Source organism: Arthrobacter sp. 01N444, assembly GCF_056399305.1.
On sequence record NZ_JBFTRB010000007.1, the window covers coordinates 217,412 to 240,311 of the forward strand.

The following is a 22,900-nucleotide window of genomic DNA, read 5'->3' on the forward strand; positions in this document are numbered from 1 at the left end:
GGCCCGGATTCTTGGTGGCTCCGGTTCGGATGGTGGACAATGGTTGATTGTGACTACGCATCCTGACTTCAGCTCACCCCGCATCGCAATTCTCGGCGGAGGGCCTGGCGGCTACGAGGCCGCCATGGTCGCCGCCTCGCTGGGGGCGCAGGTCACCATCATCGAGCGTGCGGGGCTCGGCGGCTCGGCGGTGCTGACCGACGTCGTTCCGTCCAAAACCCTGATCGCGACGGCAGATCTGATGACCCGCGTCGGCGAGGCCGGCGAGCTCGGGGTTAAATTCGACCTCGACGGCGGCGACTGCACCCCCACGATGCGCGCGGACCTCAAGCACATCAACGACCGCCTGCTGCGGCTGGCGCGGAAGCAGTCGGAGGACATCCAAGTCGGGCTGGAACACCAGAACGTCCGCATCCTGATCGGTTCCGGCAGGCTGCTGGACAACCACACCATCGAGGTTCTCACCGCCAACGGCACCGAGACGGTGGAAGCAGACACCATCCTGCTGGCGGTCGGCGCCCACCCGCGCGAGCTGCCCACGGCCCGCCCGGACGGTGAGCGCATCCTCAACTGGGCCCAGATCTACAACATGGACGTGCTCCCCGAAGAGCTGATCGTGGTGGGTTCCGGCGTCACGGGCGCGGAATTCGCCTCGGCCTACAACGGCCTGGGTTCCAAGGTCACCCTGATTTCCAGCCGCGACCGCGTGCTGCCGGGCTCGGACACCGACGCCGCCGAGGTCCTCGAGGGCGTCTTCGAACGCCGCGGGCTCAAGGTCCTCTCCCGCGCCCGCGCCGAGACCGTCGAGCGCACGGACGACGGCGTCGTGGTCACCCTCGGCGACGGTTCGAAGGTGACCGGCAGTCACTGCCTGGTCTGCGTCGGCTCCATCCCCAACACGGCCGGCATCGGCCTGGAGGAAGCCGGCGTCGCGCTGACCGAGAGCGGTCACATCAAGGTCGACGGCGTCTCGCGCACCACTGCGCCGAACATCTACGCCGCGGGCGACTGCACCGGCGTGCTGGCGCTCGCCTCCGTCGCCGCGATGCAGGGCCGGATCGCTATCGCGCACTTCCTGGGCGACAGTGTCATGCCCCTTAAGCTGCACCAGGTCGCGTCCAACATCTTCACCTCGCCCGAGATTGCGAACGTGGGCGTCTCCGAGGCCGAGATTGATTCGGGCAAGTACCAGGCCGACGTCATCAAGCTGTCCCTGCGCAGCAACGCGCGCGCCAAGATGCGCAACCACCGCGACGGTTTCATCAAGATCTTCGCCCGCAAGGGCTCCGGCACCGTGATCGGCGGGGTGGTGGTGGGGCCGAACGCCTCCGAGCTCATCTTCGCGATCTCGATCGCCGTGACCCAGAAGCTGCACGTCGACGACATCGCCAGCACTTTCACCGTGTACCCGTCCCTGAGCGGCTCCATCTCCGAAGCAGCCCGGCGGCTCCACGTCCACATGTAGATTGCGCACGTAGAGTTACAGAGCGGGCCCGCCGCAATCCGGAGGCTGATGCCATGCAGAGTCCCCAGGCGCTGGTTGAAGCCGCCGAGCGGGCCGCCGCGCGCTCTACTGCGCACGGCGCCGCGGGGGACGTCGCGGGGGAAGAAGAATCCTTCACCGGGTTCGGCGTCACCGGGGTTCCGTTCAGTTCAGGCTACGTACTGGCGTTGCGGCGCTTCGCCGGGTCATCGATCGGGCCGGGGTACACCTCGGTCTGGATCCGCGACCCCGCCGGAGCATGGTCAATGCATGGCACCGTGGCCCCAGGACTCTCGTGCCCCCGGTACTTTGGCGCCGCCCTCGATTCGGCGTCAACCTCCCGCATTTCCCTCACGTGGAGCGGCAGCCACGCTTTCACGGTCGACGTCGACGGCGGCGCTGCGCTGCACTGGCAGCTCACGCTGCGCTCCACGACGATCACCAGATTCATGACGGTGGTGTCCGGTGCCGTTCCGGACCGGCTGTGGCGCAGCCGGGCGTTCCTGCGCGCCATGGGTGCCGTTGCCGGACCGCTCCTCGGGGCGGGCCACCTGGGCCTGACTGGCCTCGCCCCCAACGGCCAACGATTTGCCGTCCACCCTCGGCGCATGTGGTTCGTCGCAGACAGCCGGGCCGTGCTCAAGGGACGCGACTTGGGAGAACCCGCTGCCTTGCCAGTCCAGGACAGGTTGGGGGACTTCTGGATACCCCGGCGCGGCATCCTGATGATGGGAACCGCGGTGTTCGAGCCGGGAGATTAAGCACGACGGTTGACCGGCGCCTGAGGTTCCGCGTCCACTGATCCGGGTCTAGCCTCCTGCGCCGCACACATGCGCGGGTGAACGCAGTGTAAATTCTCGCCGCCCAACAGGCATTCATGTCCGACGGCGGCCCTAGGATGAATCTCGTCATTCGCACTCATTCAAGGGGATTACATGAGTTATCCGCAGCAACCGAATGCATTTCCGCCCCAGACCGGAGAGACTCCGCTTTGGGCGCCGCTCTATGGGGCTACCCTCAAGCAGGCCGTCCAGCGATTCTTCAAGAAATACGCCATCTTCTCCGGCCGGGCAAGCCGCAGTGAGTACTGGTGGTGGGCGCTGGTGTCCCTCATCGTCGGGATAGTCATCAACATCATCACCAGCACCGGCACGACGACTAATGCGTCCGGAACCGCCGTGACGGGACCGGGTGCCATTGTCGGCTTGATCCTTGCTGTCATTTGGGGGCTCGGGACAATCGTTCCGTCCGTGGCCCTGCTGGCGCGGCGCCTCCACGACGTGAACCTGAGCGCCTGGCTGATCCTGCTGGTCCTGGTGCCGTTCCTCGGCGGCCTGGCGCTGTTGGTGATGACAATTCTGCCCTCCAACCCTGCCGGCCAGCGGTTCGACCAGCCCTCCGGCTACTAGTGCGCTTCCGCTGAGCGAAGAATCCCTGGCCGGGAATCCGGGCAGGGATTCTTCGTTTTCGGCAGTCGGGCGCACCGCCGTGCGGGGGCCGCGGTTTCGCGTCAACGTCGCAACACCTGACTGGGAAGGGTGCTGTTTTATGGGACGTTCGGCGCGTCGTTTGCGGAAAATGGGACCACCGGGCCTGCTTGATAAGCGGCCCGGATATGTTCAGCTCATGAAAGGCGGGCATTCGAACTTAGCGGCATGAAGGATCCTCGGGACCAGCCGGAACACAGGGAGCCGTAGCCGGCCCGGCGCTGGGGGCGGTGCACTTCGGGCTGACGGGCGGACCGGCTCCGGCCATCGTGCGGGCAGATCGGGGCGAATGTCCGCCGGACATTCGCCCGATCTGCCGCGGAGTCCGGTTCCGCGCCATCTGCGGCGTGGAACTCCCGCATTTACCCGGCCTAGAACGGGTACGGCGCGATGTCCGGCCGCACGGTCAGCCACTGGATTTCCGTGAAGGATTCCATGTTGGCGTGATGGCCGCCGATCCGCGAGCCGTTGCCCGAGTTCTTGACCCCGCCGAAGGGCGAGTTGGCCTCGTCGGATACGGTCTGTTCGTTGATGTGGACCTTGCCGGAGTCGAGCCGGTCGGCCATCGTCATGGCCATGCCGACGTCGCCGAGAATCCCGATGGAGAGCCCGTATTCGTTGTCGTTGGCCAGGGCCACGGCCTCGTCCACGGTGGAGAACTTCATCACCGGCGCCACGGGGCCGAAGATTTCGTCCTTCCACGCCGGGCTGGCGAGGTCGAGGTCCGCGAGTACTGTGGGCTGGTAGAAGCGGCCGTCGTGGCTGCCGCCGGCGGCCAGGCGCGCGCCGCCCTGCACCGCGTCCTGAACGATCGTGTCCACCCGGTGGAGCTGCTTCTCGTCGATTACCGGGCCCAGCGCCACTGTTCCGCTCTTCGGGTCGCCTACCGGTAGATGGCGGGCCTTTTCCGCCAGGGCGCTGACGTAGTCCTCGTAGATGTCCTCGTGCACGATATGCCGGCCGGACGCCATGCAGATCTGACCCTGGTGCATGAAGGAGCCAAACGCGGCGGCGGAGACAGCTTTGGGGAGGTCGACGCCGGGCAGCACGATCATTGCGTTGTTCCCACCGAGTTCCAGGTGGGCGCGCTTGAGCAGCCGGCCGGCTGCCTCGCCCACTTTGCGCCCTGCCGCCGTCGACCCCGTGAAGGCGATGACGCGGACCTCGGGTGCCTCGACGACGGCCGAGCCGATCTCGGCGCCGCCGGGCAGCAGGGAGAGCAGGCCGGGCGGAAGACCCGCCTCCTCGAACACCCGGATCAAGGTGACGCCACCACAGACCGCAGTGCGCGGGTCCGGTTTGAGCAGGACGGCGTTGCCAAGGGCCAGCGCCGGGGCGACTGCGCGGATGGAGAGAATCAGCGGGAAGTTGAAGGGTGCAATCACCGAAACGACGCCGACGGGCCGGCGCCGGGCGAAGGACCAGCGGCTCTCGTTTGAGGTCAGTACGTCGCCAGCCGGGAGTGAGGGCAGAGCGGAGGCGTCGTAGCATTCGTTGGCCGCGATGTGGGTTTCCAGCCCGGCTTTGGGCGGGATGCCGCCGGATTCGCGGACGATCCAGGCCTGGATTTCCGCCGAGTGTTCCTCCCAGAGTTGTCCCGCGCGGCGGAGCACGGCGGCGCGGTCTTCCGGGTTGCGGGCGGCCCAGTCCTTCTGCGCTTTCGCGGCTACCGCGGCGGCTTCGCGGACATCCTCCACCGAGGCCACGCCATAGCGGCCCAGCGTTTCTCCGGTGGCTGGTTCGACGGCGTCACCGGTCCCGCCGCGCCCGGGCCGCCAGCCGCTGAGGTAGATCTTGCCGTCCCAGAGGGCGGAGTCGAGCAGGGACATGTTGCGTCCTTTCATCGAGGGTTCTGCTTGTGTACCGGCCGGTCGAAACAGAACCGCACCGGGCCTTCGTCCATCTCATGTCGGTAGGCCGCCGCCGTCAAGAGTGCGGGCGTCAAGAGGGCCGTGCGTCGCCGCCCGCGGGACCTTCGGCCGTAGTGCGTCACAGCCGGGCGAGGTCAACTTGGCACATGGCCAAAATCTATATCCCCTACGGGACCGTCGAAGGACAAACCGCGCAGATCGTGGAGTACATCGCCGAGGTGGTCCGGGCGAACGGGCACCAGGCGGAGACGGCGGACCTCAAGCATTCCCCGGACCCTCTTCCGGGCGGCTATGACGGCGTGATCGTGGCGGCCTCGGTGCACGTGGGAAAACACGAGGGGTACGTCGCAGACTTCGTGAAGAAGAACCGCGCTGAGCTCGAACGCTTGCCGTCGGCCCTGGTTTCGGTGAGCATGGCCGCACACGGAGACGAGCAGACCGCGGAGGGCTACGTGGAGAAGTTCGAACAGGACACGGGCTGGCGGCCCGCCCACGTCGGGTTGTTCGCCGGCGCCGTGCTCTATACCCACTACGGGTTCATCAAGAAGCACGTCATGAAGAAGATCGCCAGCGACAAGGGATCCCCGGACACGGACACGTCCCGTGATTACGTGTACACCGAGTGGGACGGCGTCCGGCGCTTCACGGAGGACTTCCTGGCCCGGTTCGCCGAGCCGCCCGCCCAGTCGTAGGGCTTAGTTGTAGGGCTCAGGAGTAGGCGTACGGCGGAACCGTGTCGCCGGGGGTGAAGGGTATGAACCACTGCTCGAAATCCAGACTTGCGGCGTCGTCCTCGAGAACGTCAAGGTTGTCGGAGTAGAGCGCGTCACTGTCGGCATCCTCCAACAGGACTTCCTCGACGTCGGCCCGCCAGTCCTCCGGAAGATCCAGTTCGTAGATGTCCTCGGTGATTTCCGCCTGATCGAGCAGGCAGCGGACGGCTAGTTCCGCTGCAAGGCAGCCGGGGGCGGTCCAGCCCCGGACCAGCGACGCGGTGACGTCGGCCGCGACCACGATGAACTTCTGGGTGAACTTCGCGTCGTAGCTGGCGGCGAACTGTGGCGGCAGCGAGGACAGGACGGAGGTCCCGGCGATGTCGGCCGGCGTGAGAACATCCAGCGTGCTGAGCGTTCCGAGATCGCGGAACAACTGGTCGATCAGAATGCTGGACGAGTTCCACAGGAGTCCGGCCAGCAGACGGGTCTGGCCCACGGCTTTGCGCCGGTCTTCGGAGGAGACGGAGGCCATTTCGGCCAGGTCCTCGGGATCAAACTGGAGCCGCTGCTCGGCTGTCATGTCGTCCGGGTGGGGGTCGAGCCCAAGCAGTTCCAGGCTCAACCCGGTCAGCTTCCGGGCGTCGGCCAGCAGTTCTTCGGTGATGTCGTCGTCGTCGGCGCTCATGGCCCCGATGCTACCCGCCGTTGGCCCGCGGCCCGATTTGCGTTACGCGGCCGGGTTTGGCGGCGGTGCGGCAGCCTTAGGCGGCCGCGGGGTGGATGGTTCCCGACGTCGAACCCGTCCTGGCCATCCGGACGGACAGCAGATAGGCGATCCCGCAGGCCAGGGGAACCAGGCTGGCCGCGATCAGCGATCCGACCGCACCCGACCTTCCGATGATCGTGATCAACAGCGGCAACACCCCCAGGCCCACCAGCAGCCAGCCGGCCAGTGCGGTAACTTTCAGGCCGAGGATTGCGGCCGGGAACGCCAGCGCGAGAACGCTGACGGCGATAAGGGGGCCGTTGTCGTTGAGGAAGGCGCTCAGGGCAGCGGGGTCGAAGGCGAGCCACACGCACGCGGCAATGAAGGCCGAGGCGAGGGCGAGCAGCAGGGGAGCGGTTGCCGCCGGCCAGAACCAGGCCGAGACCGCGAGGATGAGCATCGGAACCACCCAGGCGAGCGTGATCAGCGTTCCGGTTGTTCCGCCCGGGTCCTGCATCGCGAAGCCGCCGATGAAGATTCCCCCGATGATGGTGAACGCCGCCATGACGGCCGCTCCGGTGCGCGTCAGCGCGGCCGCCCGCCGTTGCGGATCCTTGTCACGGGACATGACAACACCCATCACGACGGCGAACACAATGATCGCGCCGAGCGCCAAAATGACCGGGACGTTCATGGGATGCCTCCTGCGGCTGAACGGAACCTACGTTCATTGCAGCCCCGCCCCTCGGCCGTGCCAAGGGGAGAAAGGCCCGCTTCGGAGCTAGTGGAGTTGCTGAGTGCCCTGAACTCCGGGCTTCCCGATTATTGGTCAACCCAGATGGCGTGGGACAGCCGAACCGTATGTGGCAACTTGGCCTGCCCCGCAGTCCGGGGTGGCCGGACGCACTATACCGAGAGGGGAATGGGATGCACCTCGTCCGCAGGGTGACCCGTGCGGTCATGAATGCGCTTCACAGCATCCGCGGCTTTAATGTTCCTCTTCGGGGGAATGGTGACCGCCTGCTCCAAAGTTACGGACGGTTAAACTCCTGCTGCCACCGTGCCTTATCCCACCTCTCCTGCAGCTTTCGGTCCATGGTCCATTTACTCTCCCATGTGTCGAAGTTGGCCTTGAAGGTGGGCACGTAGTAATTGGAGCCCTTGCGGTGGGTTCTCTTCTTGAGTCTCAGCAAGAGGCCGAGCAGGATCCACACTGCGATGAGAATTACGACCAGGAAGAATACTGTCTCCACGGGCAACCAGTCCTCGAAGGGGTTTAATGCCCCCAGTTTAATCCAAGTAGCGCCGGATAACGAAGCATGCCGCTTCCCACCGGCAGTGCCACTGCCCGTACCGTTGTCGCTCGAACAGGAGTTCTGTTCGCCGGTAGGGAAAACAGGTGAGACCTTCGTCCTTCTAAGCCCCCAAGTGTCGCAAGCGTGCGTCTGACTGACAATGGCCGGACTCGGACTTGCCCGACGTGCGGTTACAGCTGGCGGGAGGTTGGTGCACTGCGTTTCAACAAGGTCCGGGCTCCCCAATTCACGCACGACGTCAAGACCAGGACGGGGATTGCATTGGTAGAGCATGACCGCTTCGAAGTAGCGATCGATATTCCCACGCTGACTATGTCCGGGCTGCCCTGTATGTGTTCGTTCCGGTGTGGTTTGGTAGGCGGCGTACCCCAAGCGGAGGGTCCACGCCAGAGCACTCACGGTGGTCGGGCCTCTCCCCAGTTCCTTCTCATCATCCGGCCCGACATTGTGATGACCATGAGGACGACAACTCACCTGCGGGGCGATCAGGAAAAAAGACCTCTACCTCCTGGTGCGTCGAAAATGCATAATGGCGTCATGTTCCTTTTCGTGCTAGTAGCCATTTTGCTGCTGGTCTTGTTTTGGCAATACATCGTGGCTGGGATCGGCCTGTGGGTGCTCGTGCTGATCATGCGCACCTTGATCAATTGGACGATCGCCGACCCCAAGCCGAACTACCGCCGGGAGCACGTTCAGACCCGGCCTGTGGCCAGGCCCGTCCAGGCTCGCCCTGTTGCCAAGTCCATCCAGACCCGGCCAGCGGCCAAGCCCAGGCCTGCCCTCGAGTTGCCACGGCCCGACTATCTGCCCAGGTGGACTGCCAGCCGCCGGCTGGATGCCGCCCGCGAGCATGCCCAGTGGCAGAAGAATTTCGACAACGCAGCGCAGTAAACCCCGCCGGCCCGGGGTCTAAAAGGGGTAGCGGGGCCGCACCGGTGTCCGGCGGAGAGCGTATTCCGGGGCGCCGGAACCATGGCCCGGTCCAGCTGTGCCTCGCGGGCACCGATGGCGGAAACCCCGCGGATATAGTTCGCCGCCACGCCCAACACGGCTGCCCGTTCACCGATACGCGGGCAACGTTTCTGAACTGGGCCTCAGGCTTGTTCGACCTTGCCGACCACACGCCCGATTAGCTGTAGGTGGTAAACGTACGACCCACACCTGGTACCGGCAACATTGTTGTTGCGCACGCGGAGTCAGTCGCCCGTCTGCGACGTTGCCGACCAGTACCACGTGTGTGAGGCGGGATAAGGACGCCGCCTCGTTCGTGGGGTGAAGTCCTCGTCCGTGGCGTCGACTATCTTTAGCTGGCCGCCCTCGTCAACCATCCTCGCAAGGTCGGCCCTGCTCAACTGCTCGGTCAGCCTCTGCCGGACTGCCTCGGTCACCTCGAAGAGGCGATCGTCCACTGTTTCGACGAGTTCGCGGAAAAGCTCCACGAGCGGAGGCGGCAGCGTCTGCGACGCGGTCATTGCCGACACATCCCGCACTCGAAGGGTTGAGGCATCGAGGACACCCACCGGAAAAGTTGTCGCCACGTTTGATTGCGAGTGCGCAATCGTGGTGTTCCTGAATGCCCCCACCAGCTGGTGAATGTCTAAGAGCTCATCGGGGATGGCGATGTGGTCGGTCAGTGGCTTGCGCACGTTCGAGTGGAAGTAGGTGCGGCAGTATGCGACGACGGCGAAGGCGATCAGATAGGCGCCCGCGTCCTCGAGCTGAGAGCCCTCCCCACGGGACTTGATCGCGAGATCGAGGGCATGGCGAGCTTCAGCAAGATCCGCCCCGTAGCTCGACAACTCGACGAACAACCGAGCATCTGCGGAGTCCGGTACCGTCACGATCTTTAAAATTGATTCCTTAGCGCTGTTCACCGGACCATCATCGCCGAGATCGACTACCGCGGCCATCGTTGCGACATGTGTCGCATTGTCGGGCGGACGCCAGACACAAGATGCTGACGGCCTTCGTCGGTGTTGGGGCGCAGCAGTGGCCGGATGATCAGGCAGCCGCCCCCTGAAAGTGGGCCTCGATGATGCCCTTGATGTCCTCGTGGCAGCCGCCGCAGCCCGTGCCGGCGCGGGTGGACGCCGATACCTCGGGCACCGTTCCGCAGCCCTCGGACACGGCCGTAGCAATCGCCGTGCCGCTGACGCCGGCGCACCGGCAGACGGTCCGGGCGGGGTCGGCGGCACCCGCGGAAGCGATCTGGTCCGGCCCGTCCAGGCGCAGCAGCAGTGACCTGTCGGCGGGCAGTTCCGCGCCGCGTTCGAAGAGCTGCACCAGCTCGGCCGAGGTTCGCGGCATGCCCACGGCCACGAGCCCTTCCAGCACGCCGGCGCGGGTGGTCATCTTGACGTAGCGGCCGTGCTCGGGATCGGCCCACTGGGCGATCTGCAGCCGGGGCCGGCCGTTCACGGACCCGGAGCTCAAGGCTTCCTCGTCCCAGGGATCTGCGGACACGTCCCCGGCCACGGCCATGTTCATGCCGCGGGCCTTGAGCACAATCACGCCCGGCAGTTCCGCCGGCAGGGACGGCAAAGCCTCGGCCTCCGCCTCGGCGCCGGACGCCAGCAGGGTCAGATAGTCGGCGAGCCATTCGGCCTGGCGCCAGCCAGGGCCGACCAGCCCGGAGGGTCCCCTCGCAGTCCGGCACTGAACGCACTCGGGGTCCGGGCAGCGGACCTCGGCGCAGTCGCCGATCGCGAAGATGTGGGGCTCGTGGTGGGCGCGGAGCTTGTGGTCCACCAGGATCCCGGCACCGGTGGAGAGCCCGCAGCCCTCCGCCAGTTCGGTCCGCGGCCGGACACCGCAGGAGAGGACCAGGAGGTCGCCGTCGATCTCGGAGCCGTCATCCAGCAACAAGGCGGAGAAACCGCCGTCGGGCGCGTTGTGTTCGACGCCGACCGAGCGGGCGTTGCCGGCCACCCGCACGCCGCAGTTCCGCAGGGACGCCGCGAGCACGGCGCCGCCGCCGCGGTCGATGTTCCGGCCCAAGGGATGCGGGCCATTGTGCACCACGGTCACCGTGGCGCCTTCCTCGGCCGCGGCGAGGGCCGTCTCCAGGCCCAGCACACCGCCGCCCAGGACCACCACGCGCTTGCCGCCGGCCACGGCCGAGTGCAGCACGGACGCGTCGCGGAGATCGCGCAGGGCGGTCACACCCGGCGGCAGCACCGGAGCGGCCGGGTCCGGGTTGAGCCCGGTCAGGTTGGGGATGACCGGCCGTGAACCGGTGGCGAAGACGAGCCGCTCGTAGCCGGGGGAGGTGCCGTCGCTCAACAAGACCTGCTGCCGGGCGCGGTCCACACGGCGGACGCGGACGCCCAGCCGGACATCGACGCCGTCGGCCACCAGCGCCGCCGCGTCCGCGAGGGCGAGCGCGGCCGGCGTCGTCCGGCCGACGCCAAGATCCGCCACCAGCACTCGGTTGTACGCCGCCTCGGACTCTTCGCCGACCACGGTCAGGTGTGCGATGCCGCTGCGCACGGCCGGCAGCAGCTCGTCGATCAGCCTCGCGGCGACTGGCCCGAAGCCCACCACCACAATCCGCTCAGTCATGAGGTCTCCTCTGCTTGAAGAACGCGGGCTGGAACGCCGCTGTGCATGCCGGCCAGGGCATCCAGGGAAGCTGCCGGGTGGATCCACACTTTGCTGGTCTTGAACTCGGGCATCCCGGAAATGGGGTCCGTGGCCGCCTCCGTGAGCCGGTTGGCGCTCTCGAGCTCCGGGAAGTGGAACGGCAGGAACACCGTCTCCGGGCGGATATCTGTGGTCAGCTCGGCGCGGCAGCTGACCACGCCGCGTTCGTTGGAAATCGAGACGTAGTCGCCGTCGGCGATGCCCTGGGCGGCAGCCGCGGCGGGGTGGAGCTGGAGCCGCGCCTCCGGCTGTGCCTCGGCCAGGGCGGCCACCCGGCGGGTCTGCGCGCCGGACTGGTAGTGCTCCATCAGGCGGCCGGTAATAAGGGTCATCGGCGTGCCGGGACGATCGTCGCCGGCCCGGTCGGCCCGCTGGTCCTCCCGGCGGTCCGCCGCGGACGGGACGCCCGCAGAAGTAGAACGACGCCGGGGCGTCACCGGCGTGAACACTGCCCGGCCGCCCGCATGGGCGAAGGCGTCCAGGAAGAGCCGCGGCGTGCCCGCGCTCCCGGCGGGGTAGGGCCAGTAGGCGGCCTCGCCGCGGTCCAGCATGGCGTAGTCGATCCCGGAGTAGTCGGCCAGGCCGCCGGAGGACGCGAGCCGGAGCTCCTCGAACACTGTTTCCGGATCCTCGCTGAAGGTGGACGGCGCGTGCAGCATTTCGGCCAGCCGGGTCATGATCCACAGCTCGCTGCGGACACCGGGCGGGGGAGTGAGGGCCCGGCGGCGGCGGAGCACGCGGCCCTCGAGGTTGGTGAGGGTTCCTTCTTCCTCGGCCCACTGGGTCACCGGCAGGACCAGGTCCGCCTCGGCGGCGGTCTCGGAGAGGAAGAAGTCGCACACCACCAGGAAGTCCAGGCTGCGCAGGCCCGCGATCACGGCATTCGCATCCGGCGCGGACACCGCCACGTTGGCGCCGTGCACGAAGAGGCACCGGACGCCGTCGGGCTGTCCCAGCGACTTGAGCAGTTCGACGGCGGGAAGGCCGGGGCCGGGAATCAGGGGTTCGGGCACGCCCCAGACCCTGGCCATGTGGGCGCGGGCGGCGGGATCGGTGATCTTCCGGTAGCCGGGGAGCTGGTCCGCCTTCTGGCCGTGTTCGCGGCCGCCCTGGCCGTTGCCCTGGCCGGTGAGCGTGCCGTAGCCGCTGCGCGCGGAGCCCGGCAGGCCCAGCAGGAGGGAGAGGTTAATGGCGGCCGTGGCGGTGTCAGTGCCGTCCACGTGCTGTTCGACGCCGCGGCCGGTGAGGATGTAGCTGCCGCCCTTGCCGGCGCCGTCGGCCAGCCGCCGGGCGGTTTCACGGATCAGCCCGGCGGGGACGCCGGTGATCGACTGGACCCGTTCGGGCCAAAAGCTTCCGACGCTGCGGACCACGGCGTCATAACCCGTGGTCCGGTCCGCGATGTATCGCGCGTCCGCGAGGCCCTCGTGGATCACCGCGTGGGAGATGCCCAGGAGCAGGGCGAGGTCGGTGCCGGGCAGCGGCTGCAGGTGCAGCCCGCCGCCGTCGGAGGTGAAGGCGGCGGTGGCGGAGCGCCGGGGGTCGACGACGATCAGGCCGCCGGCGTCGCGCGCCCCCTGGAGGTGCTGGACGAAGGGCGGCATGGTCTCGGCAACGTTGGAGCCGAGCATCAGGATGGTGCTGGCGGTGTCGAGGTCCGCGAGCGGGAACGGGAGCCCGCGGTCCAGGCCGAAGGCGCGCATGCCGGCCGCGGCGGCCGAGGACATGCAGAACCGCCCGTTGTAGTCGATCCGTGAGGTGCCCAAAGCCAGCCTGGCGAACTTGCCCAGCTGGTAGGCCTTCTCATTGGTGAGGCCGCCGCCGCCAAACACGCCGACGGCGTCAGCCCCGTGCTCGAGGCGGGCCTGCTTTACGGCGGAGACGATCCGCATGAGGGCCTCGTCCCAGCTGACCGGGTGGTGGACGCCGTCGGCGCCCTTCAGCAGGGGCTCCGTGACGCGGCCCGGGTGGTCCAGCAACGAGGCGGAGGTCCAGCCCTTGCGGCACAAGCCGCCGCGGTTGGTGGGGAAGTCCCGTCCGGCGACTGTCAGGAGCGGCGCGGACGTTGGGGTAGTGGCGGGGCCCGGTGCAGCGTCTACGGGGTCTGACCCCGGCTGGACAGCCGGGGTCAGAGCCGCTGGAGATGTGAGCGTCATGGCGCACTGCAGAGCGCAGTAAGGGCAGTGCGTGTCGGCGCTTTTGGTCATGTTAGACGTGTCCCATCGCATTTCGGTTGGCGTTGCGGATGTAGCAGAACCAGCAGACCACCAGCATCAGCACATAGGCCCCCACGAAGCCGTAGAACGCCGAGGTGTAGGAACCGCTGGCGGTGTTGGAGGCGTTGAGGACCTGGGGGATGATGAATCCGCCGTAGGCGCCGATGGCCGAGATCAGGCCGAGGGCCGAGGACGCGAGCCGCTGGGTGGTGTGCGTGCTGGCCCCGGCGCGGGCGGCCCGGCTGGAGGTGGCGAAGATGATCGGGATCATGCGGTAGGTGGCGCCGTTTCCGAAGCCGCTGGCAGTGAAGAGGAGCAGGAACAGGAAGAGGAAGAGCCAGAAGTTCTTCAGCGGCAGGGTCCAGAGCATGGTGAGGGTGATGACGGCCATGGCGGCGAAGGCGGCGACGGTCATGCGGGCCCCGCCCATCCGGTCTGCCATGCGTCCGCCGTACGGGCGGGCCAGGGAGCCGACCAGCGGGCCGAGGAAGGCCAGGGACAGGGCCACGGTGCCGACGGAGATGGAGGAAAATGCCGGGAAGTAGTCCTTGATGAGCTTGGGGAAGACGCCGGCGAAGCCGATGAAGGAGCCGAAGGTGCCGATGTACAGCAGCGCCATGATCCACAGGTGCGGCTCTTTGACCGCGGCCAGCGAACCTGCGACGTCGCCCTTGGCGCTGGTGAGGTTGTTCATGTACTTCCAGGCACCAAAGGCTGCCAGCAGGATCAGCGGAACCCACATGAACCCTGCGACGGGCAGGTTCACGGTGCCGGCTGCCAGCAGGGTGATGGCGATCGGCACGGCCAGCTGTGCGACGGCGGCACCGAGGTTTCCGCCGGCGGCGTTCAGGCCCAGGGCCCAGCCCTTTTCCCGTGCGGGGTAGAAGAAGGTGATGTTCGCCATCGAGCTGGCGAAGTTGCCGCCGCCGAAGCCGGCCAGCGCGGCCACGAACAGCATGACGCCGAACGGGGTGGCCGGGTTGGCGACGCACAGGCCCAGGCCGATCGTGGGGATCAGCAGCAACAGGGCGGACACGATGGTCCAGTTGCGGCCGCCGAAGCGGGGAACCATGAACGTGTAGGGGATCCGGAGCGTGGCGCCGACGAGGCTTGGCATGGAGATCAGCCAGAAGATCTCGTTGGTAGAGAATTTGAAGCCGGCGGAGGGAAGCTGGACCACCACGATCGACCACAGCTGCCAGACCACGAAGCCCAGGAACTCGGCGAAGATGGACCAGTTCAGGTTGCGCCGGGCGATCGAGCGGCCGGCCGACTCCCACTGCTCCTTGTTTTCCGCATCCCAGTTGGCGATCCAGCGGCCGGGCCGGTGGTCGAGGGTAAGGGTGCCGCCGGTACTGGCGGCGCCGACCTCTGCGGTGCCGATTTCGGCGGTGCGTTCAGCAGTCACTTGGGAGACCTCCTTGGGGGGTGATGTCCTTCAAAGGTAGGGACGCCGCGTTTCCGGGACGGACGCGGTTTATTAACGCGCTGTGACTTTTGCCTATCGGGGCTTTTATGACGGTGTGAGAATAGGTGTGACGACCACCACGTGAGACAACGACACGAAGTCCAAATAGCGGACTATTTGTCCATTGACTGGACGGTGGGAACTATTATCAGACGTATACGAATCCCTAGCCGGCGGTCCCGGGCATCGGGCTCTTGGGGAAATATCCGACCGGTCTTCATGAAAGCGTTACTACATGTCATCCACTGCCACCTCCGCGGAGCATGGGTCCACCAAGCAGGTGAATTCGCGCGGCCGCGTGATTGTCGCCAGCCTGATCGGTACCACCGTCGAGTTCTATGACTTCTACGTTTACGCCACTGCGGCCGTGCTCGTTTTCCCGAAGCTCTTCTTCCCCGGGCAGAACGAGACGACCCAGCTGCTGGCATCCTTCGCCGTGTTCGGCGTCGCCTTCATCGCCCGCCCGCTCGGCTCGGTCATCTTCGGCCACTTCGGTGACAAGTTCGGCCGCAAGGGCACGCTCGTGGCCTCGCTGCTGACCATGGGCATTGCCACCTTCCTGATCGGCTGCCTGCCGACGGCAACCGTCCCTGGCTGGACCTTCCTGGCCCCGGCACTCCTCGTGGTCCTGCGCTTCTGCCAGGGCCTGGCCCTCGGCGGCGAATGGAGCGGTGCGGCGCTGCTGGCGACCGAAAACGCCCCGTCGAACAAGCGGGCCATCTACGGCACGTTCCCGCAACTGGGGGCCCCGATCGGCTTCATCATCGCCAACGTGATCTTCCTGGTCTTCAGCTACACCCTGACTCCGGAGGCCTTCATGGAATGGGGTTGGCGGGTGCCGTTCCTGCTTAGTGCCGTCATGGTCATCATCGGCCTCTATGTTCGGCTCAAGCTGATCGAAACCCCCGCTTTCACCAAGGTCCTCGAATCCAATGAGGTTGCCAAGCTGCCGCTGGCACGGGTCTTCAAGACCAGCTGGCGCCCGCTGATCCTGGGCACGTTCATCATGCTCGCCACCTACGTGCTCTTCTACCTGATGACCACGTTCACGCTGACCTACGGCACCCGGGCGTCCAGCCTGGACACGGCGAAGGCCGCCGCCGAAAAGGCCGGCAAGCCGATGACCGAGGCCGCTGCCGCTGCGTTCGTCCCGGGCCTGGGCTACAGCCGGAACGATTTCCTCTGGATGCTGATCGCCGGTGTCGTATTCTTCGGTATCTTCACGCTGGTCTCCGGCCCGCTGGCCGAAAAATTCGGCCGCCGCAAGATGCTGATTGTTGTAACTTTCGGCATCCTCGCCTTCGGCCTGCTGTTCGTTCCGCTGTTCAGCGCCGGATTCGTGGGCGCCATGGCGTTGCTGATCATCGGCTTCTCGCTCATGGGCCTGACGTTCGGTCCCATGGGTGCGCTCCTGCCGGAGTTGTTCCCGGGCAATGTCCGCTACACCGGCTCCGCCATCAGCTACAACGTCTCCAGCATCCTGGGCGCTGCCGTGGCTCCGTTCATCGCCGTCTGGCTCTGGGAACTGGCCGGTGGCAGCACCGTGCTGGTGGGTGTCTACCTCGCCGCCATGGCGGTGCTGACGCTGATCGCCCTGTTCGTGAGCAAGGAAACCCGGGACCTCGACTACACCAACAACGTAGCCTGACGTCCGGCCCTCTTTCCTGACAGAGGAAGCCCGGTGTGTTCATTGAACACACCGGGCTTCTGCGTTTTGCGGGGCTGCGGGGCCAGGCTTCAGCGTTGGCGGGGCTCAGCTCGCGTAGCGCTCCACAAAGTTCCGCAGGATCTTCATCGGTTCTGTCGCAGTGAACTGCCGGGCGTCATCCATGAGCATTTCGGCCGATTCCGGCGGGAAGTAGCCGGCATGGCGGTAGATATCGATCCTGGTGACGAGCCCTTCAGCATCGAGCTCGGGGTGGAACTGCGTCGCGTACAGGTTGGTCTTGATCCGGAACATGTGCACCGGGCAGGCGGCCGAGCTGGCCAGCAGCACCGCATGGGAGGGCAGGACGGTGCAGGCTTCCTTGTGGCCGGTGAACGCCGTAAAGCTCTCCGGCAGCCCGCGCAGGAGGGGATCCTGCAGCCCCTCCGCCGTCAGTTTGATGGTGACGCCGCCGAGCCCTTCACCGTACGTCCGGTCGATCACGGCGCCCTGGTGCAGTCCGAGGGTGCCGACGCCGTAGCAGGCGCCGAGGAACGGGAAGTCCTCGGCCACGATCCTGTCCAGCAGCCCGGCGAGTTCGCGCTCCACCCGGTGCTGGGTGGCGCTCTTGTGCTCGGCCGGGTCGCTGGACGTAAAGGGACTGCCGCCCACAATGACGCCCGAATAGTCGGACAACTCAAGCGTTGGCAGCGGGGCGGCTTCCATCCGGATGCGGTGGAGCTGCTCGGGCCGGAGGCCGCAGTAGCGAAGGTAGGCGCGGTATTCGTCCTCGGCGGCGGTGTCCTCCGCGCGCGAGGCGAGGAGCAGGAATGGCTTCACACTCCAAGTCTCTACTGGCCGGTTGCGGACGCGCCAGAGGCGCGCCCGCAACCGGCAGCGGCGCCGGCCGTCCGCCGTCGCCGTACCGTGAGCCGCTTACTCCGCGGCGCCGTCCTCGATCATGGCGATGATGGCGCCGGCGGACACGGTCTCGCCGGCCGCTGCGGCGAGGCCGATGACGATGCCGGCGCGGTGGGCGGTGAGCGGCTGTTCCATCTTCATCGCCTCGAGCACGACGACGAGATCGCCCTCGGCGACCGTGTCACCCTCGGCGACGGCCACCTTCACGATGGTCCCCTGCATGGGGGAGGTCAGGGCGTTGCCGCTCGCGGCCGCGGGTGCGCCGCCACCCCGGGAGCGCTTCTTGGCCTTGGCCGGCTTTGCGCCTGCGGCGTTGCCGACTGAGCCCAGCGACGCCGGCAGCACGACTTCCAGGCGCTTTCCGCCGACCTCGACGACGACGCGCTGGCGGTCACCGGCGTCGGCCGCTTCAGCCTCGGTGCCGGTCGGGGTCCAGGCCGGAATGTCATTGACGAAGGCCGTCTCGATCCAGCGGGTGTGGACCTTGAAGGGGCCTTCGGCCGGTGCGAAATCGGGATTGGAAACCACCGCGAGGTCGAACGGGATGACGGTGGGGATGCCCTCCACCACCATTTCCTCCAGTGCCCGCCGGGAGCGCTGCAGGGCCTGGGCGCGGGTGGCGCCGGTGACGATCAGCTTCGAGAGCATGGAGTCGAAGTTGCCGCTGATGACATCGCCCTGCTCCACGCCGGAATCGACGCGGATACCGGGACCGGTGGGGTTTTTCAGTACCGTGATGGTGCCGGGGGCGGGCATGAAGTTCCGGCCCGGGTCCTCGCCGGTGATGCGGAATTCGATCGAGTGGCCGCGGACTTCCGGGTCGCCGTAGCCGAGCTCCTCGCCGCGGGCCAGCCGGAACTGTTCGCGGACGAGGTCGATCCCGGTGACTTCCTCGGAAACGCAGTGCTCCACCTGAAGGCGGGTGTTGACCTCGAGGAAGGAGATGGTGCCGTCCTGGCCGACGAGGAATTCGCAGGTGCCTGCGCCGAGGTAGCCCGCCTCCTTGAGGATGGCCTTGGAGGATTCGTAGAGCCGGCGGTTCTGTTCCTCGGTGAGGAACGGGGCCGGGGCTTCCTCGACGAGTTTCTGGTTCCGGCGCTGGAGCGAGCAGTCGCGGGTGGAGACCACCACGACGTTGCCGTGGGCGTCGGCCAGGCACTGGGTCTCGACGTGGCGCGGGGCGTCCAGGAAGCGCTCAATGAAGCACTCGCCGCGGCCGAAGGCGGCGGTGGCCTCGCGCACGGCGGATTCGAAGAGTTCGGGGATTTCTTCGCGGGTGCGGGCCACCTTGATGCCGCGTCCGCCGCCGCCGAAGGCCGCCTTGATGGCGACGGGCAGGCCGAACTTGTCCACGAAGTCGAGGATTTCCTCGGCGGATTCGACCGGGTCGGCGGTGCCGGGGACCTGCGGGGCGCCAACCTTCTCGGCAATGTGGCGGGCCTGGACCTTGTCGCCCAGGGCAGAGATCGCTGCGGGGGAGGGGCCGATCCACGTAATGCCGGCATCGATCACCTTGGCGGCGAACTCGGCGTTCTCGGCCAGGAACCCGTACCCGGGGTGGATGGCGTCCGCGCCGGACTGGCGGGCGACGTCGATGATCTTGTCCATCACCAAGTAGGACTCCGCGGCGGTGTTGCCACCGAGCGCGTAGGCCTCGTCCGCGAGCCGGGCGTGCAGCGCGTCGCGATCGGGGTCCGCGTAGACCGCCACCGACGCGATGCCTTCATCGCGGGCGGCGCGGATGATGCGCACCGCAATTTCTCCGCGGTTGGCGATCAGCACCTTGGTCAGCCGGCGGATGCCCGCGGCTGTAGATGACTGCGTTGATCCCGGCACGGTGGGTGCGGACTGCTCCGAATTTGCTGACAAGGCGTCTCCTTCTTTCCTTCAGGGAGCCTAGCGCGGTTTTGAGGGTTCCGCCGATATTACTTGCGGATTCCGCGCGTATACGGCCCTTCCTTTGTAGGGTTGCCACAAAGGGTGGCGAATTGGCTCACTCCGCCACGCATTCCGTCGTTACTCGGCGCGGACGTCCGCCGGGTCCACAGCCCCGCCGGTCCAAAGCTCGGTGATGCCCACATTCGCCTGGCCGAGCAGGGCACGCAGGGTGGAGATGGAGAGCCCGACGACGGTGTGGGGATCGCCGTCGACCTTGCGGATGAACGCCCCGCCGTAGCCGTCGATCGTGAAGGAGCCGGCGCACTGGAGCGGCTCGCCGGTGGCGATGTAGGTTTCGATTTCGTCAGCGCTCATCTCCATGAAGTGGACCTCGGCCGAGGACACCGAGCCCAGGGTGGCGCCGGTGCCGCGCGCGCCGTCGTCGCCGTCTGTGTCGTCGTTGGTGTCTGCGTCTGCGTCTGTGTCAGCGTCTGCGACGGCCGTGTCGCGGCAGTCCACGAGCCAGTGGCCGGTGTGCAGGACGCCCATGCTGCCGCTCATGCGGAGCATACGCTCCCGGGCGACGTCGGCCGTGTAGGGCTTTCCGTGGGCCTCGCCGTCGAACTCGAAGACCGAGTCGCAGCCGATCACGATTGCGCCGTCCGCCTCGGGCAGGGACGCGACGGCCTCTGCCTTGGCCCGGGCAAGCAACAGGGCCGTGTCATGCGGATCCGTCACGCCGTAGCGGGCCTGCACGGCGTCCTCATCCACGTCCGAGACGAGGACCTCGTGGGCGATGCCGGCGTTGTGGAGCAGCTTGGTGCGGGCGGGGGACTGGGAGGCAAGAATGAGGCGGGTCACGGCTCCAGCCTAATCCACCGCAGCACAGCAACACGGGGTCCCGGAAGGGCGCCTAAACGGGGCAGAAGACCCTGTCTGCGGATACGTGACAGTGGTGGAGTTGAACCGGCATCCTTAAAAGAATCGAGCAGCTCATGTCTGGATGGCTCGTGGCAAGCGTTGGCATGGTTGGTGATGGAACATATTTTGGCTGGGACGGCTTCACCATCCAATCCGGAAACCTGATCGTGATCGTCGTGATGATCATCTTGTTCGTCCTGGCCTTGGTCCTGCCTTTTCCCGGAGGGAAGCGGCGGAAATGACTGCCCCCGCAACACCGGGACACGGTGCGCAGGTCGATGAAACAGACGCCCGCACCTTGACCGGCAGGGCCCGCCGGTGGCTCCTGAGGAAGCTTCCGCCGGACAAACTCTTGCCCGAGGACCAGCCAAGCTTCGTGGCATCCTGGGCGTACGTATTCGGCATGGGGGCCATCGCGTCCCTGCTGTGGATCATCGTTTCCGGGATCGTGCTGGGACTGAACGGACCCCAGTGGTATCACGTGTCCTCGCTGGGGAGTTTCGTCAACAGCACGCATTTGTGGAGCGTGGAGTTCTTCTTCATCTTCATGGTGGTGCACCTGTGGCTGAAATTCTGGATGGCGGCCTGGCGCGGGGGCCGGGTGCTGACCTGGATCACCGGCGTGATCTCCTTTGTCGTTTCCATCGTGGCGGCCTTCACCGGGTATCTGCTCCAGACGAACTTCGATTCGCAGTGGATTGCCTTTGAAGCGAAGGATGCGCTGAACGCGGTCGGAGTAGGCGCTTGGTTCAATGTGGCCAACGTCGGTCAGCTCTTCACCTGGCACGTCACGCTGCTGCCCTTGGCCGTGGGCGCTGTGGTGGTCCTGCACGTCCTGCTGGTCCGGGTCCACGGCGTTGCACCTCCACTGGATGCCGCGGAGTCCGACGCCCAGCTGCTTCACAACCGCCCGGAGGCCACCGAACCTCCGGAGGCCACCGAACCTCCGGAGGCCTCCGAACCCAGGGGCACAGAATCCGGGGGCGCAGTGCAATGACCAGAAAAAACAGTAGTACCTCCTGGCGGAAGGCAGACGACGTTGCCAGCCGGCCCTGGACGGGCAGCGTCCGCGAATATGACCTCATCAAGGAACTGATCATCGGCGTTGTGGTGGTCGGCCTGCTCGTGCTCGGTGTGTCCGCCATCTTCGGGTCCCCTGATGAGCCCAGCGTGAGCCTCAAGGCGTGGGCCACGGCCGCCCCGGCGGATTTCGTTGGCACCGCTGCAAAGGAACTGGCCGGCACCAGCGATACTGCCGGATACGGGCCGCCCTACAACTCGACCCCGGACGCGACGCAGAAGATCGGCCCCGTGGACCTTCAAAGCCTCTCCGGCGTTCGCCTCCCGGTTGATACCGCCAATGACTTCGTGATCGCCCCGCTGGCGACGCTGCCGTCGCCGCCGGCAGAGCTGGCGAGCTGGACGGCCGCCACGGATCAGCAGCGCTCAGCCTGGGCAGCTGCCTATTCGGACGCCCTTGCCGCTGCGCCGGATAACGACCCGGCCCAGGTGGGCGACGGCGACTATGGCCCGGTCCCTGCACTGACCGGAGCGCTGCTGGAGATGGCGCGCCAAGGCAGTCTGGACGGCGTGCTGCAAAGCGGCGGAAACTTCTACAACATGGACTACACGCGCGGCCTCCTATTTTTGGGCGACGGCGGCTACTTCCCGGATCTTGCGGCCAGCCAACACCTCTCCGGGGATCAGTGGGGCGTGATGAACGAAACCGGCGATACGCCTGGGCAGTCCTGGTTGTGGCTCTTCTCGCTCCTTTACCAAGTGGAACCGTTCAAGAGCTCGCCTAATGCCGATGCCCTCGTCGTCGTCACGATGTTCGTGCTGACGGCGTTGCTGGCCCTGCTGCCGTTCATCCCCGGACTACGGTCGCTGCCGCGGGTGATCCCCCTCCATCGCCTGGTCTGGAAGGACTACTACCGCAACCGCTGAGTCCGCCGGCAATCCGTGACGCCTAGCTTCGGCTGAGGAGTACAGGCGCGTTATTGTCGGGGGTCTCTGAAACACTGGATTCATGGACGGCAATCAGGGGCCCGAAGTGGCTCCGGCAGGATACGGCGACGGTGGCTTAAGCCGCGCCGGGAGCGGCGCGGCCACCATTCCGGGCACCGCGGAGGCGGCCTCCGCGGAGGTGGCGGGCCGGCTGGACGCCGGGCCGGTGGGCTTAGGCTGTCCGCCCACGGACAGTGCCGGGATCATTGACCGGATCCGGGAACTGGAGGACTGGAAGTCCGCCGCGTCCGCGGAACAGGCCCGGCTCGCCGTGGCCTTCGACCTGCTCCAGCGCCGCGAACAAGGCCGGCTCGGGGTCCCGGCCGAGAGGCTTGGCGCCGGGGTCGGTGCGCAGATCGCCCTGGCCCGGCGCGAATCCCCGGCCAGGGGCGGCCGGCTCCTGGGCCTGGCCAAAGCCCTCGTCACCGAGATGCCGCACACCCTTACCGCCCTGCAGACCGGGCAGCTCAACGATTGGCGCGCCACCCTGCTCGTGCGCGAAACCGCGTGCCTGAGCGCCGCGGACCGGGCCGCCGTCGACGCCGACCTCGCCGCCGACGCCGGGACGTTCGCCGGGGCCGGTGACCGGTCCCTGGTCGCCGCGGCCCGGGCCGCCGCGTACC

The 22,900-nt window shown here is 66.9% G+C and carries 20 protein-coding genes and 1 pseudogene; 10 read left to right on the forward strand and 11 right to left on the reverse strand.

Going from position 1 to position 22,900, the window contains the following annotated elements; all coding sequences use genetic code 11:
- The first annotated feature begins 49 nt into the window (after positions 1 to 49).
- From AC1DKN_RS11090 to AC1DKN_RS11100, 3 genes are all read left to right on the forward strand, one after another.
- Positions 50 to 1,465 carry an NAD(P)H-quinone dehydrogenase gene (locus tag AC1DKN_RS11090; protein ID WP_028278354.1) on the forward strand — a complete coding sequence of 472 codons (1,416 nt, stop codon included), beginning with the start codon at positions 50 to 52 and terminating at the stop codon, positions 1,463 to 1,465.
- Between the two features lie 53 nt (positions 1,466 to 1,518).
- Positions 1,519 to 2,244, forward strand: coding sequence for a hypothetical protein (locus AC1DKN_RS11095; protein WP_476859114.1), 726 nt, complete (start codon positions 1,519 to 1,521; stop codon positions 2,242 to 2,244).
- A 174-nt stretch (positions 2,245 to 2,418) separates the two neighbouring features.
- Positions 2,419 to 2,892 (forward strand): DUF805 domain-containing protein, encoded by a 474-nt coding sequence (locus AC1DKN_RS11100; protein WP_476856537.1) that lies wholly within the window; start codon positions 2,419 to 2,421, stop codon positions 2,890 to 2,892.
- A gap of 449 nt (positions 2,893 to 3,341) precedes the next feature.
- Here AC1DKN_RS11100 and AC1DKN_RS11105 read toward each other — a convergent pair whose 3' ends face one another.
- The gene (locus AC1DKN_RS11105; RefSeq protein ID WP_476871281.1) at positions 3,342 to 4,799 is read right to left on the reverse strand and encodes a benzaldehyde dehydrogenase; all 1,458 of its coding nucleotides are present in this window, start codon (positions 4,797 to 4,799) and stop codon (positions 3,342 to 3,344) included.
- 188 nt (positions 4,800 to 4,987) lie between these two features.
- On the opposite strand from AC1DKN_RS11105, the gene AC1DKN_RS11110 reads away from it, so the two are divergent.
- Positions 4,988 to 5,533 carry a flavodoxin domain-containing protein gene (locus AC1DKN_RS11110; protein WP_476871282.1) on the forward strand — a complete coding sequence of 182 codons (546 nt, stop codon included), beginning with the start codon at positions 4,988 to 4,990 and terminating at the stop codon, positions 5,531 to 5,533.
- Positions 5,534 to 5,549: 16 nt separating this feature from the next.
- Here AC1DKN_RS11110 and AC1DKN_RS11115 read toward each other — a convergent pair whose 3' ends face one another.
- The 3 genes from AC1DKN_RS11115 to AC1DKN_RS11125 form a co-directional block, all read right to left on the reverse strand.
- Entirely contained in the window at positions 5,550 to 6,242 is a 693-nt protein-coding gene (locus AC1DKN_RS11115; protein WP_476849027.1) for a hypothetical protein, read from the reverse strand.
- 76 nt (positions 6,243 to 6,318) lie between these two features.
- Positions 6,319 to 6,957 carry a hypothetical protein gene (locus AC1DKN_RS11120; protein WP_476871283.1) on the reverse strand — a complete coding sequence of 213 codons (639 nt, stop codon included), beginning with the start codon at positions 6,955 to 6,957 and terminating at the stop codon, positions 6,319 to 6,321.
- A 337-nt stretch (positions 6,958 to 7,294) separates the two neighbouring features.
- Positions 7,295 to 7,516 carry a hypothetical protein gene (locus AC1DKN_RS11125; protein WP_230009052.1) on the reverse strand — a complete coding sequence of 74 codons (222 nt, stop codon included), beginning with the start codon at positions 7,514 to 7,516 and terminating at the stop codon, positions 7,295 to 7,297.
- Between the two features lie 600 nt (positions 7,517 to 8,116).
- Between AC1DKN_RS11125 and AC1DKN_RS11130 the strand changes: the two genes are divergently transcribed.
- Positions 8,117 to 8,470, forward strand: coding sequence for a hypothetical protein (locus tag AC1DKN_RS11130; protein WP_476849025.1), 354 nt, complete (start codon positions 8,117 to 8,119; stop codon positions 8,468 to 8,470).
- Between the two features lie 305 nt (positions 8,471 to 8,775).
- Here the strand turns inward: AC1DKN_RS11130 and AC1DKN_RS11135 are convergent, their stop codons facing one another.
- The 4 genes from AC1DKN_RS11135 to AC1DKN_RS11150 form a co-directional block, all read right to left on the reverse strand.
- Positions 8,776 to 9,489, reverse strand: a complete 714-nt coding sequence (locus tag AC1DKN_RS11135; RefSeq protein WP_476871284.1) for a hypothetical protein — start codon at positions 9,487 to 9,489, stop codon at positions 8,776 to 8,778.
- Between the two features lie 91 nt (positions 9,490 to 9,580).
- On the reverse strand, positions 9,581 to 11,140 hold the full coding sequence (locus AC1DKN_RS11140; RefSeq protein ID WP_476871285.1) for an FAD-dependent oxidoreductase: 1,560 nt from the start codon (positions 11,138 to 11,140) through the stop codon (positions 9,581 to 9,583).
- Positions 11,137 to 13,428, reverse strand: coding sequence for a molybdopterin oxidoreductase family protein (locus AC1DKN_RS11145; RefSeq protein ID WP_476871286.1), 2,292 nt, complete (start codon positions 13,426 to 13,428; stop codon positions 11,137 to 11,139). Before AC1DKN_RS11145 ends, AC1DKN_RS11140 begins: the two co-directional genes overlap by 4 nt.
- 1 nt (position 13,429) lies before the next feature.
- On the reverse strand, positions 13,430 to 14,821 hold the full coding sequence (locus tag AC1DKN_RS11150) for an MFS transporter (RefSeq protein WP_476849155.1): 1,392 nt from the start codon (positions 14,819 to 14,821) through the stop codon (positions 13,430 to 13,432).
- A gap of 319 nt (positions 14,822 to 15,140) precedes the next feature.
- Between AC1DKN_RS11150 and AC1DKN_RS11155 the strand changes: the two genes are divergently transcribed.
- Positions 15,141 to 16,553 carry an MFS transporter gene (locus AC1DKN_RS11155; protein WP_476856529.1) on the forward strand — a complete coding sequence of 471 codons (1,413 nt, stop codon included), beginning with the start codon at positions 15,141 to 15,143 and terminating at the stop codon, positions 16,551 to 16,553.
- A 105-nt stretch (positions 16,554 to 16,658) separates the two neighbouring features.
- Here AC1DKN_RS11155 and AC1DKN_RS11160 read toward each other — a convergent pair whose 3' ends face one another.
- The 3 genes from AC1DKN_RS11160 to AC1DKN_RS11170 form a co-directional block, all read right to left on the reverse strand.
- On the reverse strand, positions 16,659 to 17,390 hold the full coding sequence (locus AC1DKN_RS11160) for a glutamine amidotransferase (protein WP_476851866.1): 732 nt from the start codon (positions 17,388 to 17,390) through the stop codon (positions 16,659 to 16,661).
- A gap of 96 nt (positions 17,391 to 17,486) precedes the next feature.
- Complete coding sequence (locus AC1DKN_RS11165) at positions 17,487 to 19,340, reverse strand: acetyl/propionyl/methylcrotonyl-CoA carboxylase subunit alpha (protein WP_476851865.1); 1,854 nt, start codon at positions 19,338 to 19,340, stop codon at positions 17,487 to 17,489.
- Between the two features lie 147 nt (positions 19,341 to 19,487).
- On the reverse strand, positions 19,488 to 20,210 hold the full coding sequence (locus AC1DKN_RS11170) for a Maf family protein (RefSeq protein ID WP_476871287.1): 723 nt from the start codon (positions 20,208 to 20,210) through the stop codon (positions 19,488 to 19,490).
- Positions 20,211 to 20,344: 134 nt separating this feature from the next.
- Between AC1DKN_RS11170 and AC1DKN_RS11175 the strand changes: the two genes are divergently transcribed.
- The 4 genes and pseudogenes from AC1DKN_RS11175 to AC1DKN_RS11190 form a co-directional block, all read left to right on the forward strand.
- Complete coding sequence (locus tag AC1DKN_RS11175; RefSeq protein ID WP_179129077.1) at positions 20,345 to 20,512, forward strand: hypothetical protein; 168 nt, start codon at positions 20,345 to 20,347, stop codon at positions 20,510 to 20,512.
- Entirely contained in the window at positions 20,509 to 21,267 is a 759-nt protein-coding gene (locus tag AC1DKN_RS11180; RefSeq protein WP_476871288.1) for a cytochrome b N-terminal domain-containing protein, read from the forward strand. Before AC1DKN_RS11175 ends, AC1DKN_RS11180 begins: the two co-directional genes overlap by 4 nt.
- The gene (locus AC1DKN_RS11185) at positions 21,264 to 22,217 is read left to right on the forward strand and encodes a hypothetical protein (RefSeq protein ID WP_476856524.1); all 954 of its coding nucleotides are present in this window, start codon (positions 21,264 to 21,266) and stop codon (positions 22,215 to 22,217) included. The genes AC1DKN_RS11180 and AC1DKN_RS11185 overlap by 4 nt, the downstream gene beginning before the upstream one ends.
- Before the next feature lie 82 nt (positions 22,218 to 22,299).
- Positions 22,300 to 22,900, forward strand: a pseudogene (locus tag AC1DKN_RS11190) (HNH endonuclease); the annotation flags it as partial.